An 18,578-nucleotide genomic window follows, 5' to 3' on the forward strand; every position below is an offset into this window, starting at 1 on the left:
GACACGAACGCGATGACCGCCGCTGCGTCCGTTGCTGTACCACCACGGCCGCATAGCACCCGGTCTCCAGGATCAGGGGGGAGCTTCACCCGCAGCGTCGAGACCCTGATCGCGACCATTGCGTGACGACGACCGTCCCGGGCGTCACTGGCGCCGGCCAGCCTCATAGGGGTGGGGGTGTTCGAGCTGGACCTCGGTGTCGTCCTCGGTCCAGTCGAGATTCTGGTGGACCGCCACCACACCGTCCACGGCCCGGCACAGCTGCTCGGCGATCGGGACCAGGCTCTTGCGCGGGAGCCGTCCGGCGAGAGTGACCACGCCATCGTGCACGGCGACCTGGACGGAACCGGGCGCGACCCACAGGGTCTGGCCGAACACGTCGTGGGTGATCTCCTCGCGGATCGCCGCGTCGTGCCGCAGGAAGACCTGGAGCAGATCACGGCGGCTGACGATACCCACCAGCCGGCCGACCTCGTCCACCACCGGGAGCCGCTTGACCTTGTGCTTGTCCATGGCGCGTGCCGCCTCGGGTACGGACCAGCTGGCCCGGGCGGTGACGGCGGGGCTGGTCATCAGGCCGCCGGCGGTCTCGGCCTCCGCGCGGGCCCGGTCCTGCGGATCCAGCCAGCGGCCGGGGGCACGGCCCTCGGGATCGGGGAGGACGGCTTCCTTGCGGATCAGGTCGGCCTCGGAGACCATGCCAAGCGGGCGTTCCTGGTCGTCGATGACCGGGATCGCGGTGATGTCGTTCCGATGGAACAACGCCACGATCTCCTTGAACGGCGTGTCCGGCCGAGCGGTGACGACCTCCTGGGTCATCACGTCGTGAACAGTGCGGTGCTGCATGGTCCTCACTCCTCCACGAGTGTCCCCTACCTCACACTCTCCGCCCCGGGCCGAGGGTCGGCACAGGGCCGTTCGGTCCCACTGCCGGGACCGGTCCGGTCCGGGAGACAGCGACCGCTCCGGGCGGGACCACTGGTGGGTCTCGGCGGCGGAGGACGCGGCGCCGTACTCGACGGCCCGGCCGGGGTGCGCCTTGCCTTCCTCGGGTCCTGGCGCGCTGAAGCGGCGGGTACGGGCCGATCGGCAGCGGGCGACCCTGATGCGAACACCGCACTTGCGGGGCACGCTGGGCGCAGCGTTCCACGTGAGGAGAGACCATGGCCGAGAAGGAGCGGATCGTCGTCGGGGTGGACGGGTCCAAGCCGTCCCAGGAGGCCCTTCGGTGGGCGGTGCGGCAAGCCCGGTTGGTCGACGGTGTGGTTCAGGCCGTGATCGCTTGGGAGTATCCGCAGCTCTACGGTTTGTCCTCGTGGGCGCCCACCCCTGAGAAGCCCACTCCCGAGGGCGTCGCCCGCTCGGTGCTGAGCGCCACCATCGCCGAGGTCGTCGGGCCCGAGCGGCCCGTGGAGATCCAGTCCCAGGTCAGCCAGGGCCCGGCAGCGGAAGTGCTGCTCGAGGCCGCCGACGGAGCCTCCCTCCTCGTCGTCGGCAACCGCGGGCACGGCGGGTTCACCGGCGCGCTGCTGGGATCCGTCGGACAGCACTGCACTCAGCACGCGCACTGTCCGGTGGTGGTCCTGCGTGGTCCGGAGGACTGAGTCGATGTACCTGGGGCGGGCCCGGAGACTCCGGCTCAGCCTGACCGGGAGCGCTGGCGCCGGTGCGCGTCCCGGACGGCCGCGGCCACCCGGTCGACCAGTTCCGCGAGCGCCGCTCGGACCGGGGCACTGAGTCCGGGGCCGAGGCCGAAGTCCTCGCCCTCCACTGCGTGGACCACGAGTTCGAAGGGCATCCGGTCGAGCGCGGCTGCCAGGGCAACGGCCTCGCCGAGGCCCAGACCGTGGCTGCTGGCCGGGCCGCTCGCGCACCTGGCGGTCGCCTCGGCGTCCAGGGTGTGCAGCCGCCCCGGGTCGCCCGGGTGCCCGTGTACGGTCTCGACCACGATCACGCTGTCACGGCCGTTCCAGAGGCCGAGCATCCGCCCAGGCTCGCCGTCGCTGACGGTGAGCACCGTGCCCTCGGGCACCGTGCTGCTCAGCGCTTCGACGACGGCCGGTCCTGCTCCGTCGTCCCGGCGGTAGGGGTTCCCGACGCCGATCACGACCACGCGGCCCGTCACACCCGGTCCACGGCCAGGTCCCGTCATGCCCGGTCCACGGTCAGGTCGAGGAAGTGGGCGGAGCAGGAGATGCACGGGTCGTGGTTGCGGACGGCCCGTTCGCACAGACCGGTCAGCTCCTCGTCGGTGGGGGGATCGCCGGGCCGGTCCAGGCGCGCCTGTACCAGCCGCCGCAGGTCCTCTTCGATCGCCGCCTGGTTCTGGGCCGTCGGCGGGACGATCCGGGCGGAGGTGAGGGTGCCGTCCGCGTCCATGGCGTAGTGGTGGTAGAGCAGGCCGCGCGGCGCCTCGGTGGCGGCGCAGCCCTCGGCCGCGCGCGGCGGCACGTCGACATGCGGTCGGGGTGGCGGTTCGTAGGTGCCGATGATCTGCAACGCCTCCTCGACCGCGTGCACCACTTCGACGGCGCGGACGATGATGCTGCGGAAGGGGTTGCGGCAGACCGCGCCGGTGGACGGGTCGCCGAGTCCGGCCGCCCGTGCGGCTTCGGCGGCGGCCAGGTGCAGCCAGCGGCCGCTGATGGCGTAGCGGGCGAGTGAGCCTGTGAGGTGGCGTTTGCCGTCCAGGCTCGATCTGAGGGCGGTGGAGTGGGGGACGTGTTCCTCGACCACGTGCTGTTCGAACTCACCGACGGGGAACCGGCGTTGTGAGCCCACCTGGTTCGGGGCGGTGTCGCCGGGCAGACTCAGAACGGTGGGTGTGCCGGAGTCGATGGCGTACCGGCCGCTTTCCTGCATGGCCAGCAGTTCGCAGTCGGTTTCCGCGTCGGGGAAGTCGAAACCCGCCACCCAGCGCACCGTCTCCAGTGCGTCGTCCCGCACTCGGCGCAACTGCTCAGCCAGCGGCGCGAGTTCGCTTCGCGTCGGTACCCGGTAGAAGCCGCCGAGCCGGACGTTGACCGGGTGGATGGCGCGGCCGCCGAGCAGTTCCATGACGGCGTTGCCGGCCTGTTTGATCCGCAGTCCCCGCTCAACGGGTTCGCGTTGCTCGCGGGCGAGTTCGACGGCGCTGGGGTGGCCGTGGAAGTCGGGGGCGTGGAGGAGGTGGACGTGCAGGGACTGGCTCTCGATCCACTCACCGTAGTAGAGCAGGCGGCGCAGCTCGGCGAGTTGGCCGTCGACGGTCACACCGCAGGCGGCCTCGATGGCCTGGCAGGCGGTCATCTGGTAGGCGACGGGGCAGATTCCACAGATCCGGGAGGTGATGTCGGGTGGTTCGGTGTGTCCTCGGCCGATCAGGAATGCCTCGAAGAAGCGCGGCGGTTCGTAGATCCGCAGGCGGGTGTCGGTTACCTCGCCGTCACTGATCACCAGGTGCAGGGCGCCTTCGCCCTCCACTCGGGCGAGTGCGTCCAGGCGCAGGATCCGCTCTCCCCGGTGGCTCATCGGGTCTCCCTGTCGGTGGGGGTGTCCTGGTTGACGAGGTCGGGTAGCTCGGCGTACTCGGGGGAGGCCGCGTTGAAGGTCCGGAAGACCCGCATGACGTCCCGTTCGCTCATGCCGTCGTGCTGGAGCTGGCGCACCATCGCCGGAATGTTCAGGGTGTTGGACGGTCCGAAGCAGCCGTAGCAGCCTCGGTCGTAGGCCGGGCAGATGGCGCCGCAGCCGGCGTGGGTGACGGGGCCGAGGCACGGGGTGCCGTGGGCGACGGTGATGCAGGTGGTGCCGCGGCGTTTGCACTCGTAGCAGACGCTGTGCGCCGGGATGTTCGGCTTGCGTTCGGCCAGGTAGGCGGTGATCACCTCCAGGAGCTGGCGGCGGTCGATCGGGCAGCCGCGCAGCTCGAAGTCGACCGGTACGTGGGCCGAGATGGGGGTGGAGGTGGCCAGCGTGGCGATGTACTCGGGGTGGGCGTAGACGGCGGCGCGGAACTCCGTCACGTCCGCGAAGTTGCGCAGGGCCTGGACGCCGCCGGCGGTGGCGCAGGCGCCGATGGTGACCAGGCGGCGGGAGATCTGCCGGATTCGGCGGATCCGCCGGGCGTCCTCGGCCGTGGTGACTGACCCTTCGACCAGGGAGAGGTCGTACGGTCCGACGCCCTCCAGGCCGGCCGGCCCGCCATCACCCGTGCCCTCGGCGCCGGACATCTCCAAGAAGTGCGAGATCCGCACCCGGTCTGCCAGGCCGAGCAGTTCGTCCTCGCAGTCGAGCAGGGTCAGCTGGCAGCCGTCACAGGAGGCGAACTTCCAGACCGCGAGGGTGGGGAGGGTGTCGTCGGTCATCTCACAACTCCCGCACGGCGAGCAGTGGCCCGGATCGGGCGTAGTCGACCACCGGTCCGTCCAGGCAGAGCAGGAGCGGTCCTAGCTGGCAGTGGCCGCAATGGCCCGTGCCGCACTTCATGTTCCGCTCCAGCGACACCTGGATGTGCCGTGCGGGCACACCCCGGGCGAGCAGTGCCTGCGCGGTGTGGCGGATCATCACCTCAGGTCCGCAGAGCAGTGCGCGGGTGTCGGCGTCGAGCGGTCCGGCCCGGTCGAGCAGTCCGGTGACGACGCCGACCGCGCCCTGCCAGCCGGGGGTGGGGCGGTCGACCGTCACCTCGACCTGGGCCGAGGTCCGCCAGCTTTCCAGCTCGTCCCGGTAGAGGAGGTCCTCGGCGGTGCGGGCGCCCACCAGGACGCGGAGACTGCCGTACCGCTCCGGGTGGTCCAGCACCTGGTGCACCGCCGGGCGCAGTGGAGCCAGTCCGATGCCACCGGCGATCACCACGACGTCCGTTCCGGTCTCCGAGTCCAGGTCCCAGCCGGTGCCGTACGGTCCGCGCAGGCCGACGACCTCGCCGGGGCGCAGTCGGCACAGTGCTCCGGAGACGGCGCCGACCTCGCGCACGGTGTGCACCAGGGCGCCGTCGCGGCCTCGGATCGCGCTGACCGAGATCGGCACCTCGCCGACGCCGAAGGCATGGACCATGGCGAACTGCCCCGGCAGGAAGACCGGCAGCGCCGTTTCGACGGGCCGCAGTTCGAGCGACACGGCGTCCGCCGTCTCCGCTCGGAAGGCGGTCACCCGGTACGGGTGCGGTGGCGTGACGGTACTCATGGCGCGCCCGTGCGAGGTGCGTAGAGGTCCAGCAGGCGGATCCGGGTGGCCCGGAGCCGTTCGCCGATCACCTCGGCGCAGCGCAGGGTCAGCTGGTACCCGAGAACCGGGTCCGCCGTGCAGAGCGCGCGGACCTCGTCGGCGGGGAACTCCCAGGCGTCCACCGGCCCGAGGGCCTGGGCGCCCAGGTGCCAGCGGTACGGTGGGAAGAGCCAGGACCAGCCGAGGAGTTGGCCCGGCCCGACGGTCTGCACGACCGGCGCTGGGCGGCCGGGGACGTACAGGTCGAGGGCGACCTCACCGGAGCGGATCAGCCAGAAGCGGTCGGCCTGCTCGCCCTCGTCGAACAGCCGCTTGCCCGGGGGGAAGGAGCTGTCGCGGGCGAGGGCGAGCAGCCGGTCCCGGTGTGCCTGCGGCAGCGCGTCGAGCAGGAACGGCAGCTCCGTCATGCCGGTTCCTCGCCGTCGTCCGCCGGCCGGCCGGCCCAGTCGTGCAGGGCGGCCGCCTCCTCGGTGATGTCGATCGCGACGGGGCACCAGACGATGCACCGGCCGCAGCCGACGCACCCCGAGGAGCCGAACTGGTCGTACCAGGTGCCCAGTTTGTGGGTGAGCCACTGCCGGTAGCGGCTGCGCGAGGAGGCGCGCACCGTCCCGCCGTGCAGGTAGGAGTGGTCGAGGTCGAAGCAGGAGTCCCACAGCCGCCAGCGTTCGGCGTGGTCGCCGGTCAGGTCGGTGACGTCCTGGGTGGTGGTGCAGAAGCAGGTCGGGCAGACCATCGTGCAGTTGCCGCAGGTCAGGCAGCGGGACGCGACGTCGTCCCAGCGCGGGGCGTCGAGTGTGCCCGCCATCAGCTGGTGCAGGTCGGCCTCGGGCATGGTGCGGCCCATCCGGTCGGCGGCGGCCGAGACCTGCGCGCGGGCGGCCGCGCGGGTGGCGGCGTCGGCGCTCCTGCCGGGGAGTTCGGCGAGGACGTCGGCGCCCTCCGGGCTGCCGCTTCGGATCCAGAACCGGTGGCCGCCCTCGTCGTCGACCAGTTCGGTGAGCACCAGGTCGTAGCCGGGGCCGGCCGCCGGCCCGGTGCCCATGGAGACGCAGAAGCAGGTGCCTCCGGGCTCGGTGCACTCCACCGAGACCAGGAACGCGCCCGAGCGCCGGCCCTGGTAGGTCGAATCGGCGTGCCGGCCTCCGGTGAGCACCCGGTCCTGGATCGCGATGGCCCGCAGGTCGCACGGTCGGACACCGAGGAAGGCGTAGCGGGGCACCGGGGTGTCGTCCGCCTCGAAGGTGAGCTGTCCGTCGGTTCGTTCGGCCCGCCACTGCCGGACCCGGGCGGGGTGCAGGAAGGTCTTCCACGACTGCGGTCCGGCCGCGTTGGCGAAGGCCGCCGGGTCCGTGCGTTCCCGCAGCCGGTACTGCCCTGCCTCGAGTTCGACGCCCCAGCCGTACGGCAGGCTCTCGGCGGACTCCAGCTCGTCGAGCACGATGGCACCGCCCCGTACGGTCGGACCGATCACGGTGAAACCTCGGGAGCGCAGGACGTCGACCAGGGCTGCCAGGCCTTCTCGGTCGATCACGGCCTCGTCGGCTGCCGGAGTGGCCGGGGCGCTCATCAGGGCGTCCGCTCGTCAGTCATGGACCCGCGCCCGCCCGCGGGTGCCGGGGTTCCACCAGCCGTTTCCGATCCGAGCCACTTCACTGCGGGGTACCTCCCTCTCCGGTTCTTCCGGTGCCGCGGACCTCTGCCGCCGGCCCTGGCCGCCACCGGCCCATCTGTTGCACAGAACCGCTCGGATGGGCAGGATTTCGGGCCCGACACAGCGCCGATAGGGCCGTACGGGCAGGTGTCGCCCGGCCACGGCCCAGTCATGGCCCGGCCATGGCCCGCTCACAGCCCGAGCGGCATCGGACGGCCGGCCGGCACCTCGGCCTGGCCCAGGTCGTGGACCACCGGTTCCCGGCCGCCCAGCACCCGGGCCCGTTCCTCGTTCCGGTGGTCGACGGCGACGACCAGGGCGAACCCGCTCCGCTCCCCCGCTTCCAGGGCGGCGGGCGTGTCCGCGAACACCGCCGCGTGTTCGGGCCGGGTGTGCAGCAGGCGCAGCGCGAGTTGGAGCAGCGCCGGGTTGGGCGGTCCGGCGAGCCCGTAGTGCTCGGTGTCCTCGGCGTCCACGCTGACCGCCACCAGGTGGTCGAGGCCGGCCCGGTGCAGCATCGCCGGGCAGTGCCTCCCGCTGGAGAACGCTCCCACCGCGACGCCCACCGCCTGCAGGTCGAGCAGGAGCCGGTGGGCGCCGGGACGGGCGTGCAGCCCTTCGGCGTCCAGCAGTTCCGTGAAGCGCTGGTCCTCGTGGTCGGCCAGGATCCGGCGCAGCTCCGCCTCGGCCGGGCCGAGATGGTTGCCGGCGAGGTCGACCCGACGGGTGGGCGGGTGGAGCAGCGCGGCCGCGATGTCCTCGTCGAGCAGGCCGGCCAGGTGGGCGGGCAGGTCGGTCGAGGTGTCCAGTGGGGGCCGCACGTCGCCGGTGGCGCGGGCGTACTGGGCGGTGAAGGCGTGCAGGGTGTCGCGCCAGGCGGCGGTGCGCAGCGGCAGGGAGTCGGTGAGCACTCCGTCGACGTCGAACACCGCGGCGTTGATGCGGCGCGGGTCCAGGAGCACCGTGGCGGCGGAGCCGGTCATGCCTCGGCCCGCCCTTCGATGTCGTCGAGGTCCCAGCGGAGCCGGTCGGTGAGGCCTGCGATCCCTTCGATCCGGGCGAGTTGGAGGCAGAGAGCGGCGGCGTCGCTGCGGGTACGGGTGCGGCCGGCGACGGTCAGCCGGCCGCGCTCGCATCTGATGTGCAGTGAGCTCGGGACGACGCCGGTGCCCGGGGTGAGGGCGAGGGTCAGTGCCTCGTTGCGCATTTGCTCGTCGTCACGCCGCAGGGCGTCCAGGAGGTCGTGTGTCGAGACCATGCCGGTCAGCCGGCCCTTGCCGTCGACCACCGGCAGGTGGTGGATCGACCTCTGGTGGACGGTGGCCACTGCCCCGGCGACGGTCCGGTCCTCCGCCACGGTGACGGCCGGCGCGGTCATCAGGTCGCGGGCGAGGAGCTCCGCCGTGTTCGGCTCGGCGTAGGCGGCCAGCAGGTCGGAGGCGGCGACGACGCCGGTGACGGTGCCGTCCGGGGAGACGACGGGCAGGACGCCGCGCCGGGACGCGGTGATGGCGGCGACCATGGTGGCGAAGTCGGTGTCGGGGGTGACGGCGACGGCAGGGCGGCTCATGCAGGTCCGGACGACGGCCCGGCCGGGGGTGCGCGCGTGGCCCGGGTCGGCGAAGCCCACGGTCGAAGTGCCGTCGAGGATGCTGTGGTTCATCGTGCTCAGTCCTCTTCGGCGGCCGCCGGGCGGCGGAGCCGTCGCAGGTAGGGGTCGAAGGACGGCCTGGGTTCCAGCCGGGCCCGGGCGTCCACGCAGAGCACTCCGTCGGGCCGGGCGATCAGCGGGTTGAGGTCGAGTTCGGCGAGCTGTGGGAGGTCGGTGGCCAGGTGGGAGAGCCTGGTGAGGACGTCCTGGACGGCGGCCAGGTCGACGGCCGGTGCGCCCTGGTGGCCCGACAGCAGTGCGGAGCCGCGCAGTTCGGCGGGCATGGTGGCCAGGTCCCGTTCGGTCAGCGGGGCGAGCCTGGCGGCCCGGTCGTCCAGCACCTCGGTGGCGGTGCCCCCGAGGCCGAGGAGGACCAGTGGTCCGAAGACCCGGTCCTGGACGGCTCCGGCGAGCAGTTCCAGCCCGGGTGCGGCCATCGGCTGGACCACCACACCGGTGAGTCGACTGCCGAACCGTTCGGTGAACTCCCGGAAAGTCCGGCGGACTTGGGCGTCCGTGGCCAGGCCGGTGCGGACCGCACCGGCCGCGCTCTTGTGGACCTGGCCCGGCCAGTACGCCTTGAGTACGACCTCGCGCCGGTGTCCGAGCTGTCGCAGCGACTGGGCGGCGACGACGGTTCCGTGTTCGTCCGGGGTCCAGATCGAGATGGTCAGCGGCAGGCCGTAGCAGTCGAAGAGCTCGACGGTCAGGGCCGGGTCGAGCCAGCCGCCGTCCGGGTTCGCGGTGAGGAAGGACTCGACCAGGCGCCGGGCGGCGGCCGGGTCGCAGCCGGGCGGGGCCGCGACCTCGGGGCTGGGCGGCTCGGCAAGTCGGCGGGCCCGGTCGCGGGCGTGGGCGAGCGCCCGCGCGGCGTCCTGCGGGTCGGCGTACGAGGGGATGTGCCCGCCGTCGGCGCAGGTCAGCAGGCGGACCGGTACCTCCTGGCTGAGCAGTACGGCGGCGAGGGGGATGCGGCGGTGCGCGGGGCCGTCGAGCAGGGCGCGAACGGGATCGTCCCGCGCTGCGGCGGTCAGTGCGGTGGGGACCAGGCAGACCAGCAGGGCGTCCACCGCCCGGCTGCGCGCCAAGGTGTCCAGACAGGCGGCGAGTTGGCCGGGGGTCACGGCTGCGGTGGTGTCCACCGGGTTCACGGCCGAGGCGCCGCCGGGGAGCAGGTCGCGCAGCTCGGCGACCAGGGCGGAGGGCAGTTCGAGCTGGGTCAGGCCGGTGTCCGCGCAGGCGTCGGCGGCCAGGATGCCGACACCGCCCGCGTTCGAGAGCACGGCGACCGCGCAGCGTGCCGGGGGCAGCGGCTGGCTGTGCAACAGGGCGGCGGTGTCGACGAGTTCGGCGATGCTTCGGGTCGCGGTGATCCCGGCCTGGCGGAACAGGGTCTCCCGGGTGACGGTCGGGGTGGCGGCCGCGGCGGTGTGCGAGGCGGCGCCCCGGCGGCCTGCGGGCGAGCGTCCGGCGTCGACGGTGAGGATCGGGAACCTGCGGGTGACCCGGCGGGCGGTGCGGGAGAAGGCGCGCGGGTTGCCGAAGGACTCCAGGTGCAGCAGCGCGAGGTCGGTGCGGCCGTCGCTCTCCCACCACTGCAGCAGGTCGTTGCCGCTGACGTCGTACTTGTCACCGAGCGAGACGAAGCTGGAGACCCCGATGCCCAGCCAGGCCAGCCGCTCCAGCAGCGCGATCCCGACTCCGCCGGACTGCACCGCCACCCCGGCCGTACCGCACACCGGGAAGGCGCCGCCGAACTCGGCGTCCAGCCGGATCGCGGGGTCGGTCTGGGCGATGCCCAGGCTGTTCGGGCCGACCAGCCGCATCGAGTGGCGGCGGCAGGTGTGCATCAACCGCCGTGCGGCATCCGCGTCCAGACCGGAGGTGAGTACCACCAGCGCCCGTACGCCGGCCCGGCCGCACTCCTCGGCGGCGCTCGCCACCGCGGCCGGCGGCACCGCCAGCACGGCGAGGTCCGGGATGCCGGGCAGGGTGCTCGGCGAGGGGTGGGCCCGCTCGCCCGCGATCTCGGCGGCGTACGGGTTCACCGCCCACAGCTCGCCGGTGAAACCGGCCTGCCGGATCTTCAGCAGCACGGACTGCCCGACCGAGCCCGGCCGCCGGGAGGCGCCCACCACCGCGACGGACGCCGGGCGCAGCAGGGCGGTCAGGCTGGCGACGTCGGCGCTGCGGCCCCGCTCGTCCACGGCCTCGCGGTAGTGCTCGTCCGCCTCGTCGAGCGGGACGTGGACCCGTACCTCGCCCCGCTCGAAGCGCCGCCGGACCGGCAGGCCCAGGTCGGAGAAGACCCGGTGCACGGCGCGGTTGTCCGCGAGGGTGTCGGCCTCGAAGGTACGGATGCCGTTCTGCCGTGCCGCGTGGACCAGGTGTTCCAGCAGCAGGGTGGCAACGCCCCGGTGATGCCAGTCGTCGGCGACCGCGAGGGCGAGTTCGGCCGCCTCGGGGTGCCCCGGGACCGTCTCGCAGTCGGCCTCCCCTACCAGCTCCCCGCCCGCCCAGGCCCCCAGTGCCAGGAGCTCGGGTCTCGACGGCCCGGACAGCCGCTCGGCCGCCAGTTGCGGGGCACGCCGGCTCGCGCCGAAGAAGCGCAGCCTGCGGCTGTCGTCCGACATCCGCGCCGCGTGCAGGTCCAGTACGGCCGCTCGATCGGACGGGCCGAGCGGCCGGATCGAGACGGTGGTCCCGTCGGCGAGCAGCGCCTCGACGGTACGCGGCGGGTGCTGAGCGGTGGACATGGCACCTCCTCGGTCCATGGCGCTCCCCGGTACACCTCCACCATCCGTCCCCGCCGCGCGTCGCCGACAGGGCCGACCGGCCCCGGGACTTCCCCGGCCGCCCCGCGCGAAGGGGCCGCGCGGTCCCGCCCGGCGGCCCGAACGGCCCTCCCCGGCGGCGGCCTGGGCCGCCGAGGCTTGAAGCAGACCGGTGAAGTGCCGGCTCCGAACCGAAGGGAGCTCCCGATGAACGGCTCCACAGCCCCGACCGGCACCGGAAGCCGCCGCCCCGTGGTCGTGGGCGTCTCCCGCTCCGAGGCCAGCCACTGGGCCGTGCGCTGGGCCTCCGACGACGCCGCCTGGCGCGGCCTGCCGCTGCACCTGTTGCACGCCCAGGACTGGCCCACCGGCATCTCCCCGCAGGCCGAGGCCGGACAGCCCGAGCACCACCGGCTGGTCACGCTGCGGGCCCGCGGCGAGGAGCTGCTCGAGACCGCCCGACTGCTCGCCGACGAACGCCACCCCGGGCTGGAGATCACCGCCCGGCTCGTCGAGGGGCGACCGGTGCGCGTGCTGCGCGAGGCCGCCGAAGAAGCGGCTGAGCTGGTCCTGGGCGGCCGGCACCTGACCGAGCCGCAGGCCACCCTGATGATCGCTTCCAAAGGCGCGTCCCTGGTGGGCCATCCCCCGTGCCCGGTGGTACTCGTCCCCGAACCCGAACCGGACACCTCCGGCCCCGGCCCGGTCGTGGTCGGCATCGACGGCTCCGCCGCCTGCGAGGCCGCGATCGGCTTCGCCTTCGAGGAGGCCTCGCTCGGACAGGTCGACCTGCAGGCGGTCGAGGTCCGCCGCCCGCGCGAGGCGGACCGCCCCGACCTCGTGGAGGAGTCGCTCCTCGACCTCTCGGAGTCGCTCGCCGGCTGGCGCGAGAAGTACCCGGACGTCCGGGTCAGGCACGAGGTGCTCACCGGCGACCCCGCCCAGATGCTCGCCACCGCCGCCCGGCACGCCCGCTGCCTGGTGATCGGCAACCGGGGACTCGGCGGCTTCCAGGGCCTGGTGCTCGGGTCGACCGGACGCGTCCTGGTCAACCGCTGCCACCGCCCGCTCGTGGTGGTCCCGAGCGGATCCCGAAACCGGTAATGACAGGGAGCAGCCATGTTCATGCAGCACGCGGACTCGGCCGGGAAGCACCCGACCGGCGCCGGCGACCTCGGCCGGCGCATCGCCCTGCGCAGGCAGCAGCTCGGGCTCAGCCGCCGGGAGACGGCCGCCCGGGCGGGCATGGCCGAGACGTACCTGGAGTACGTGGAGTCCTCGCCCGCCGCCGTCGACATCGCCGCGCTCACCAGGCTGGCCGGAACGCTCGGCACCACCCCCCAACAGTTGCTCGGCGGCGGTCTCGACCTGCCGCCGGGCCGCGAACGGGCGAGCGCCCGTCCGGTGCTGGCCGAGCTCGGTGCGGCGGAGTGCTGGGCCAGGCTGGCTCCGGGCGGCGTCGGCCGCGTGGCCCTGAGCACCTCCGAGGGGCCCGTCGTCCTTCCGGTGAACTACCGGGTGCTGGACGGCACCCTGGTCTTCCGCACCACCGCGACCGGGATGCTGGCCTCCGCCGTGGGCACGAACGTCGCCTTCGAGGTCGACCGGCTGGACGAGGCGCTGAGCACCGGCTGGAGCGTCCTCGCCACCGGCACCGCCACGCTCCTGGAGGACCAGGAGACCATCGGGCACCTCACGGACCGCGGCTTCCCGAGTCCCTGGGCGGGAGGAGAGCGCGACGTCTGGGTCCGGATCGAGCCCGCCGCCGTGACCGGCCGGATCATCCGGACCGAGCAGACGCCACCACCGTCGGCCTCCGATCGCTGAGCGGGGTGACGGCGCGCCGCTCACACTGGAGGCAGGCCGAGCGGAGGAGGCCAGCCAGGTGGACGCAGACACCCGCGCGCACTCCCCCGCGCCCACGGCGCGGAGGACGCCGCGCTCGGCCCCGGAGCCGGCGATGCCCGACCCCTGGACGCTGCGCTACGAGGGTTTCGATCCCGTCCAGGAGGGCCTGCGCGAGGTCCTGTGCGCCGTGGGGAACGGCTACCTGGTCACCCGGGGCGCCGCCCCCGAGTCCCGGGCCGACGGCGTCCACTACCCCGGCACCTACCTCGCCGGGTGCTACGACCGCGCCACGTCTGCCGTCGACGGGCACCTCGTCGACAACGAGGACCTGGTCAACTGCCCCAACTGGCTGCCGCTGACCTTCCGCCCCGAGGGCGGCGAGTGGTTCACCGGCCCACCCGTACGGCAGCGCCTGGAGCTGGACCTGCGCCGCGGTGTGCTCACCCGGCACGCACTGGTGGCGGACCCGCGGGGCCTGCGCACCCGGGTGGTCCAGCGCAGGATCGCCAGCCAGGCCCAGCCGCACCTGGTCGCGCTGGAGACCACACTGGTGCCGGAGAACTGGTCCGGCCGGCTGGAGGTCCGCTCCGCGCTCGACGGGACGGTGGCCAATACCGGCGTCGCCCGCTACCTCGGCCTGGCCGACCGCCATCTGGTCCCGGTCAGCCAAGGTTCGGACGACGACGGCCTGCTCCGGCTGGAGGTCACCGCCGCCGGATCACCGCTGCACATCGCACTCGCCGCGCGCACCCGGGCACACCACGCGAACACGCTGGTCCCGGTCGAGCGCACCGGGGAGGTCGAGGACGGTTGGGCCGCCCAACTCCTCACCCTGGACGCCCTCACGGGCCGGCCGGTCACCGTGGAGAAGACCGTCGCGGTGTACACCTCCCGCGACCCGGCGATCGGCGCTCCGCTGCGGGCCGCCCGGCTGCTCGTCGCCCAGGCCCCGGGATTCGACCGGCTACTGACCGAACACGCCCTGCACTGGGCCGAGTTGTGGCGCCGCTGCCGGATCGAGGCGGACTTCGACGGCATCGGCGCGCTCCACCTGAACCTGTTCCACCTGCTCCAGACGTACTCCGAGCACTCCGTGGACCTCGACGTCGGTGTTCCCGCCCGCGGCCTGCACGGCGAGGCCTACCGCGGCCACGTCTTCTGGGACGAACTCTTCGTCCTGAGGCTCCTCAACCTGCGCTTCCCCGAACTCACCCGGGCCGTCCTGCGCTACCGCCACCGCCGTCTGGACACCGCCCGCCAGGCCGCCCGCCAGGTGGGCCTGCGCGGCGCGATGTACCCCTGGCAGAGCGCGAGCGACGGCCACGAGGAGTCCCAGCGGCTGCACCTGAACCCGCTCTCCGGCCACTGGCTCCCCGACCACAGCCACCTGCAGCGGCACGTCGGATCCGCCGTCGCCTACAACGTCTGGCAGTACTACCAGGCCACCGGCGACCTCGACTTCCTCGCCACCGCTGGCGCCGAGATGCTCCTGGAGATCGCCCGCTTCTGGTCCTCCTCCGCCACCTACGACCCCGGGCGCGGGCGGTACTCGATCCGCGGCATCCTCGGCCCCGACGAGTACCACGACGCCTACCCCTGGGCCGAGCGGCCGGGGGTGGACGACAACGCGTACACCAACGTCCTGGCCTCCTGGGTGCTGGCCCGGGCACTCGACACCGTCGAAGCGCTGCCCGGCTACCGGCGCGAGGAGCTCCTGGAACGGCTCGCCCTCGGCCCGGAGGAGCTGGACCGCTGGCAGGAGGTCAGCCGCCGGCTGCACATCCCCTTCCACGAAGGCGTGCTCAGCCAGTTCGACGGCTACGAGCGGCTGGCGGAGTTCGACTGGGCGGCGTACCGGCGGCGGCACCCCGATCTGAGGAGGCTGGACCGGATCCTGGAGGCCGAGGGGGACAGCGTCAACCGCTACAAGGCGTCCAAACAGGCCGACGTCCTGATGCTCTGGTACCTGTTCTCCGCCCGCGAGGTGCGCGACCTGCTGCGCCGCCTCGGCTACCCGGCCGGGCACGAGTTGCTGCGCCGCACCACCGGCTACTACCTGCGCCGCACCGTGCACGGCTCGACCCTCAGTTCGGTGGTGCACGCCTGGGTGCTGACCCGCTCCGACCGCCGGGCCTCGTGGCGCTACTTCCGCGACGCGCTGACCGCCGACCTGCGGGACGCCCAGGGCGGCACCACCCGCGAGGGTGTCCACCTGGGCGCCATGGCAGGAGCCGTGGACCTGCTCCAGCGCTGCTACACGGGCCTGGAGATCCGCGAGGACGCCGTGTGGCTCGACCCCCGCCTGCCTTCCGCGCTACGCCACTTGGAGCTTGACCTACGCTACCGGGGCCACTGGGGCGTGGAGCTCGCACTCGACCACCGGCAGATCACGGTCAGCCTGCGCGAGAGCCGCCAGGAGCCGGTCCAGGTCCGCTTCCGGGGCTCCCCGGTCACCGTCCGTCCCGGCGAGAGCCACCGCTTCACCCTCTGACCGGCCCGGTGGCCCCACCCGAAGGGGCGATCGGCCCCTTGCCGGCGGTGCCGCGGTGCGGTGCCATGGAGGCAGCGGCCCGCCCCGGGCACATGGCGGAGCCCCGGTGAGTCAAGGAGCATGAGTCGCGAAACGCCGCTTCCCGACCTGCTGCGCAGGAGGTCCGATCCTTCCCCCGCAAGCGGGGGCACCCCCACCCCCGGCTGGAGCCGGGGCTTCCTCGGAGGTATCAGATGAAAGCCGCAGTCGGAGACCGGATCATCGTGGAGGGCACCCGGCCCGGCGTCGCGCGCCGCGACGGCGAGGTCGTGGCGTTGCACCACGCCGACGGCAGCCCGCCCTACGACGTTCGCTGGTCGGACACCGGCCGGGTGTCGGAGTTCTTCCCCGGCCCGGACGCCAGGGTCCACCACTACCCGCAGCCTGGCCCCGAGGAGGCGCGCGCCGTGGAACCCGGGGTCCCGCACCTCTTCGCGGACTGACCGCGCCGAGGGACCGGTGTCACCGCCTCCACCGGTGTCACCGCCTCAAAGCACCGGTGTCACCGCCTCAAAGCAGGGGTTCCGCGCCCGTTCTCAGCCGGTGGACCACTCCAGACGGTCGGTGACCGACACCACGCCGTCCACCGAGCGGCACAGACGCAGCACGATCGGCACCAGGTAGGGTGCCGCGATCGTGCCGCTGAGCGTCACCCTGCCCTGGTCGACCTCGACACCGACCTCCGCCGGGCTGACGCCCGCCACCTGGGCGAGAACGTCCTCCACGATCTCGCTGCGGATGGCCTGATCGTCACGGAGGAATACCCGCAGCAGATCGCTCCGGCTGGCCATGCCCACCAGGCGGCCGCTGTCGTCGACCACCGGCAGTCGTTTGACCTGGAACCGGTTCATCAGCCTGGCGGCGGCCACCACGCTCGTGCCGGGCGAGGTGCAGATGGCCGGGCTGGTCATCAAGTCCCTTGCGGTGGGGGCTTCCCGTCCGCTGCCGGCTGCGGGCGCGGCGAGCAGAGCGGACGGGTCGTCCTGGGCGGCCTGGACCCGCATCAGGTCCGCCTCCGAGACGATGCCGATCGGGCGGTCGTCACCGTCGACCACCGGCACGGCGGTGATGTCGAACTCGGTGAGCAGGGCCAGGATCCCCCGGAAGCCCGTCTCGGGCGCCACCCGGACGACCTCGCGGGTCATCACGTCCGCAACGCTGCGGTGCTGCATCAACCGTCACCTCTCCCACGACCTGCCCCGGCACACTCGCGACGGTGCGCCGGTTCCACGATGCCCTGGGCCCGGGACACGTCACGAGGGGCTCCAGGGCCTCGGTCCGGGGGTCCAACGGCCCATCGGCGGGGGCGACACCCCCAGCCCGTCGGCCGGTGCGATCGGAGCAGGCAGCTGTGAGAGGGCCGGTGGACCCACCGGACACAGGCCGTGAGGCGGATGGCACAAGGACGCCGGAGTGGAAAAGTGGCCGGGTAGGAGCCCCCTGGAGGTGGTCGCCCGACCGGTCCGCCGGACCCTCCGACGGTGTACCGGCTGCGGACCCGCCGGCCGTCCCGCGACGCCCGGAGAGCCGTCCCGCCACAACCGGAGTCAGTGCCATGTCGAACGCCCGCATCACCGACCTGTACGAGGTGACGATGGCGCACTCGTACCTGCTGGAGGGGATGACCGCCCCGGCGACGTTCAGCCTCTTCGTCCGGAAACTGCCTCCGGACCGCGGTTTCCTGGTCGCGGCCGGACTGGAACCGGTCCTGGACCACCTGGCCGAGGTGCGGGTCGACGAGGAGGACGTCGCGGCGTTCGCCGCCGCGCTCGGCCGCCCGGCGCCGGAGCTCGCGCCCCTGCGGGGGCTCGGCTTCACCGGCGAGGTACGGGCCGTGCCGGAGGGGCGGATCGTCCTCGCCGGGGAGCCGCTGCTGGAGGTGACGGCGCCGATCGCCGAGGCGCAGCTGGTCGAGTCGTACCTGCTCAACCAGGTGTGCCACCAGACGGTGGTGGCGTCCAAGGCCGCGCGCTGCGTGATCGCGGCGGCCGGGCGGCCGGTGGTGGACTTCTCGCTGCGGCGTACCCACGGCGTCGACGCCGGTGACCAGGCCGCCCGGTTGGGCGCGCTGGTCGGCTTTGCGGGGACCAGCAATGTCGCCGCCGCCCACCGCTACGGGCTGCGCGCCGTGGGCACGATGGCGCACTCGTACATCGAGGCGTTCGGCGACGAGGCGGAGGCGTTCCGGGCATACGCGCGCGCCCACCCGGGGCCGGTGACCTTCCTGGTGGACACCTACGACACCGGGGCCGGGGTGGCGGTGGCGGCCCGGGTGCTGCGCGAGCTCGGGCTGCACCAGGGCTGCGGGGTGCGGCTGGACAGCGGGGATCTCGGAGCACTCGCGATGGCGGCGCGGCGGATCCTGGACGCGGCCGGGCTGCCCGGGGTGCGGATCACGGCGAGCGGCGGCCTGGACGAGTTCGCCGTCGAACGGCTGGTCCGCGAGCGGGCGCCGATCGACCTGTTCGCCGTCGGCACGCTGGTGGGCGTGTCGGCGGACGCGCCGTACCTGGACGCGGCGTACAAACTGGTCGAGTACGACGGTCGGCCGATGATGAAGCTGTCCACGGCCAAGGCCACCGCTCCAGGCGCGAAGCAGGTCTTCCGCGGCCCGGGTTTCACGGACACCATCGCGCTGCGGGACGAGCCGGTGCCGCCCGGTGCCCGGCCGCTGCTGGAGACGGTGATGGCCCACGGGCAGCGCATCCGGCCGCCGTGTCCGCTCGCCGAGGCCCGCTCCGCCTTCGAAGCCGACCTCGCCCTGCTCCCGCCCGCCGCACGCCTGATCGCCGGCCCCACCCCGCCCGAGGTCGCCGTCTCCGACCGACTGCGCCGGTTCAGCGCCGAGGTGCGGCGGCGGCTCGAAGCAGGGCTGTGCTCCGGACGGGACGTACCCACCCTGCCACACTGACC

17 protein-coding genes are annotated in these 18,578 nt (G+C 73.4%); 6 read left to right on the plus strand and 11 right to left on the minus strand.

The window, feature by feature from the left end:
• Positions 1-144 precede the first annotated feature (144 nt).
• Positions 145-846: a CBS domain-containing protein gene (locus ACZ5ON_RS17355; protein ID WP_465592591.1), complete on the minus strand. Its 702-nt coding sequence runs from the start codon at positions 844-846 to the stop codon at positions 145-147.
• 317 nt (positions 847-1,163) lie between these two features.
• Between ACZ5ON_RS17355 and ACZ5ON_RS17360 the strand changes: the two genes are divergently transcribed.
• Positions 1,164-1,604, plus strand: coding sequence for a universal stress protein (locus tag ACZ5ON_RS17360; protein WP_465592594.1), 441 nt, complete (start codon positions 1,164-1,166; stop codon positions 1,602-1,604).
• A 35-nt stretch (positions 1,605-1,639) separates the two neighbouring features.
• On the opposite strand, the gene ACZ5ON_RS17365 is transcribed toward ACZ5ON_RS17360, so the two are convergent.
• The 9 genes from ACZ5ON_RS17365 to ACZ5ON_RS17405 all read right to left on the minus strand — a co-directional run bounded on the left by ACZ5ON_RS17365 (position 1,640) and on the right by ACZ5ON_RS17405 (position 11,269).
• Positions 1,640-2,125, minus strand: coding sequence for a hydrogenase maturation protease (locus tag ACZ5ON_RS17365; RefSeq protein WP_465592597.1), 486 nt, complete (start codon positions 2,123-2,125; stop codon positions 1,640-1,642).
• A 23-nt stretch (positions 2,126-2,148) separates the two neighbouring features.
• Positions 2,149-3,510 (minus strand): Ni/Fe hydrogenase subunit alpha, encoded by a 1,362-nt coding sequence (locus ACZ5ON_RS17370; protein ID WP_465592600.1) that lies wholly within the window; start codon positions 3,508-3,510, stop codon positions 2,149-2,151.
• Complete coding sequence (locus ACZ5ON_RS17375; protein WP_465592603.1) at positions 3,507-4,346, minus strand: NADH-quinone oxidoreductase subunit B family protein; 840 nt, start codon at positions 4,344-4,346, stop codon at positions 3,507-3,509. Before ACZ5ON_RS17375 ends, ACZ5ON_RS17370 begins: the two co-directional genes overlap by 4 nt.
• 1 nt (position 4,347) lies before the next feature.
• Positions 4,348-5,166, minus strand: a complete 819-nt coding sequence (locus ACZ5ON_RS17380; RefSeq protein WP_465592606.1) for an FAD/NAD(P)-binding protein — start codon at positions 5,164-5,166, stop codon at positions 4,348-4,350.
• Positions 5,163-5,615, minus strand: coding sequence for a Crp/Fnr family transcriptional regulator (locus ACZ5ON_RS17385; protein WP_465592609.1), 453 nt, complete (start codon positions 5,613-5,615; stop codon positions 5,163-5,165). The genes ACZ5ON_RS17380 and ACZ5ON_RS17385 overlap by 4 nt, the downstream gene beginning before the upstream one ends.
• Positions 5,612-6,778, minus strand: a complete 1,167-nt coding sequence (locus tag ACZ5ON_RS17390) for a 4Fe-4S dicluster domain-containing protein (RefSeq protein WP_465592612.1) — start codon at positions 6,776-6,778, stop codon at positions 5,612-5,614. Before ACZ5ON_RS17390 ends, ACZ5ON_RS17385 begins: the two co-directional genes overlap by 4 nt.
• Positions 6,779-7,053: 275 nt before the next feature.
• A complete protein-coding gene (locus ACZ5ON_RS17395; RefSeq protein ID WP_465592615.1) occupies positions 7,054-7,845 on the minus strand; it encodes an HAD family hydrolase in 792 nt (263 codons plus the stop codon).
• A complete protein-coding gene (locus ACZ5ON_RS17400; RefSeq protein WP_465592618.1) occupies positions 7,842-8,525 on the minus strand; it encodes a CBS domain-containing protein in 684 nt (227 codons plus the stop codon). The genes ACZ5ON_RS17395 and ACZ5ON_RS17400 overlap by 4 nt, the downstream gene beginning before the upstream one ends.
• Positions 8,526-8,530: 5 nt before the next feature.
• Entirely contained in the window at positions 8,531-11,269 is a 2,739-nt protein-coding gene (locus ACZ5ON_RS17405; protein WP_465592621.1) for a bifunctional acetate--CoA ligase family protein/GNAT family N-acetyltransferase, read from the minus strand.
• Positions 11,270-11,494: 225 nt separating this feature from the next.
• Between ACZ5ON_RS17405 and ACZ5ON_RS17410 the strand changes: the two genes are divergently transcribed.
• The 4 genes from ACZ5ON_RS17410 (at position 11,495) to ACZ5ON_RS17425 (ending at position 16,108) form a co-directional block, all read left to right on the plus strand.
• Positions 11,495-12,391 (plus strand): universal stress protein, encoded by an 897-nt coding sequence (locus ACZ5ON_RS17410; RefSeq protein WP_465592624.1) that lies wholly within the window; start codon positions 11,495-11,497, stop codon positions 12,389-12,391.
• A gap of 15 nt (positions 12,392-12,406) precedes the next feature.
• Complete coding sequence (locus ACZ5ON_RS17415; RefSeq protein ID WP_465592627.1) at positions 12,407-13,114, plus strand: helix-turn-helix domain-containing protein; 708 nt, start codon at positions 12,407-12,409, stop codon at positions 13,112-13,114.
• A 133-nt stretch (positions 13,115-13,247) separates the two neighbouring features.
• Positions 13,248-15,626, plus strand: a complete 2,379-nt coding sequence (locus tag ACZ5ON_RS17420) for a glycoside hydrolase family 65 protein (RefSeq protein WP_465592879.1) — start codon at positions 13,248-13,250, stop codon at positions 15,624-15,626.
• 233 nt (positions 15,627-15,859) lie between these two features.
• Entirely contained in the window at positions 15,860-16,108 is a 249-nt protein-coding gene (locus ACZ5ON_RS17425) for a DUF1918 domain-containing protein (RefSeq protein WP_465592630.1), read from the plus strand.
• A 93-nt stretch (positions 16,109-16,201) separates the two neighbouring features.
• On the opposite strand, the gene ACZ5ON_RS17430 is transcribed toward ACZ5ON_RS17425, so the two are convergent.
• The gene (locus ACZ5ON_RS17430) at positions 16,202-16,837 is read right to left on the minus strand and encodes a CBS domain-containing protein (RefSeq protein WP_465592633.1); all 636 of its coding nucleotides are present in this window, start codon (positions 16,835-16,837) and stop codon (positions 16,202-16,204) included.
• 383 nt (positions 16,838-17,220) lie between these two features.
• Here ACZ5ON_RS17430 and ACZ5ON_RS17435 point away from each other — a divergent pair, with 383 nt between their 5' ends.
• Entirely contained in the window at positions 17,221-18,576 is a 1,356-nt protein-coding gene (locus ACZ5ON_RS17435; RefSeq protein WP_465592636.1) for a nicotinate phosphoribosyltransferase, read from the plus strand.
• The last annotated feature ends 2 nt before the right edge of the window (positions 18,577-18,578 follow it).

The organism is Kitasatospora sp. NPDC032150 (assembly GCF_055579945.1).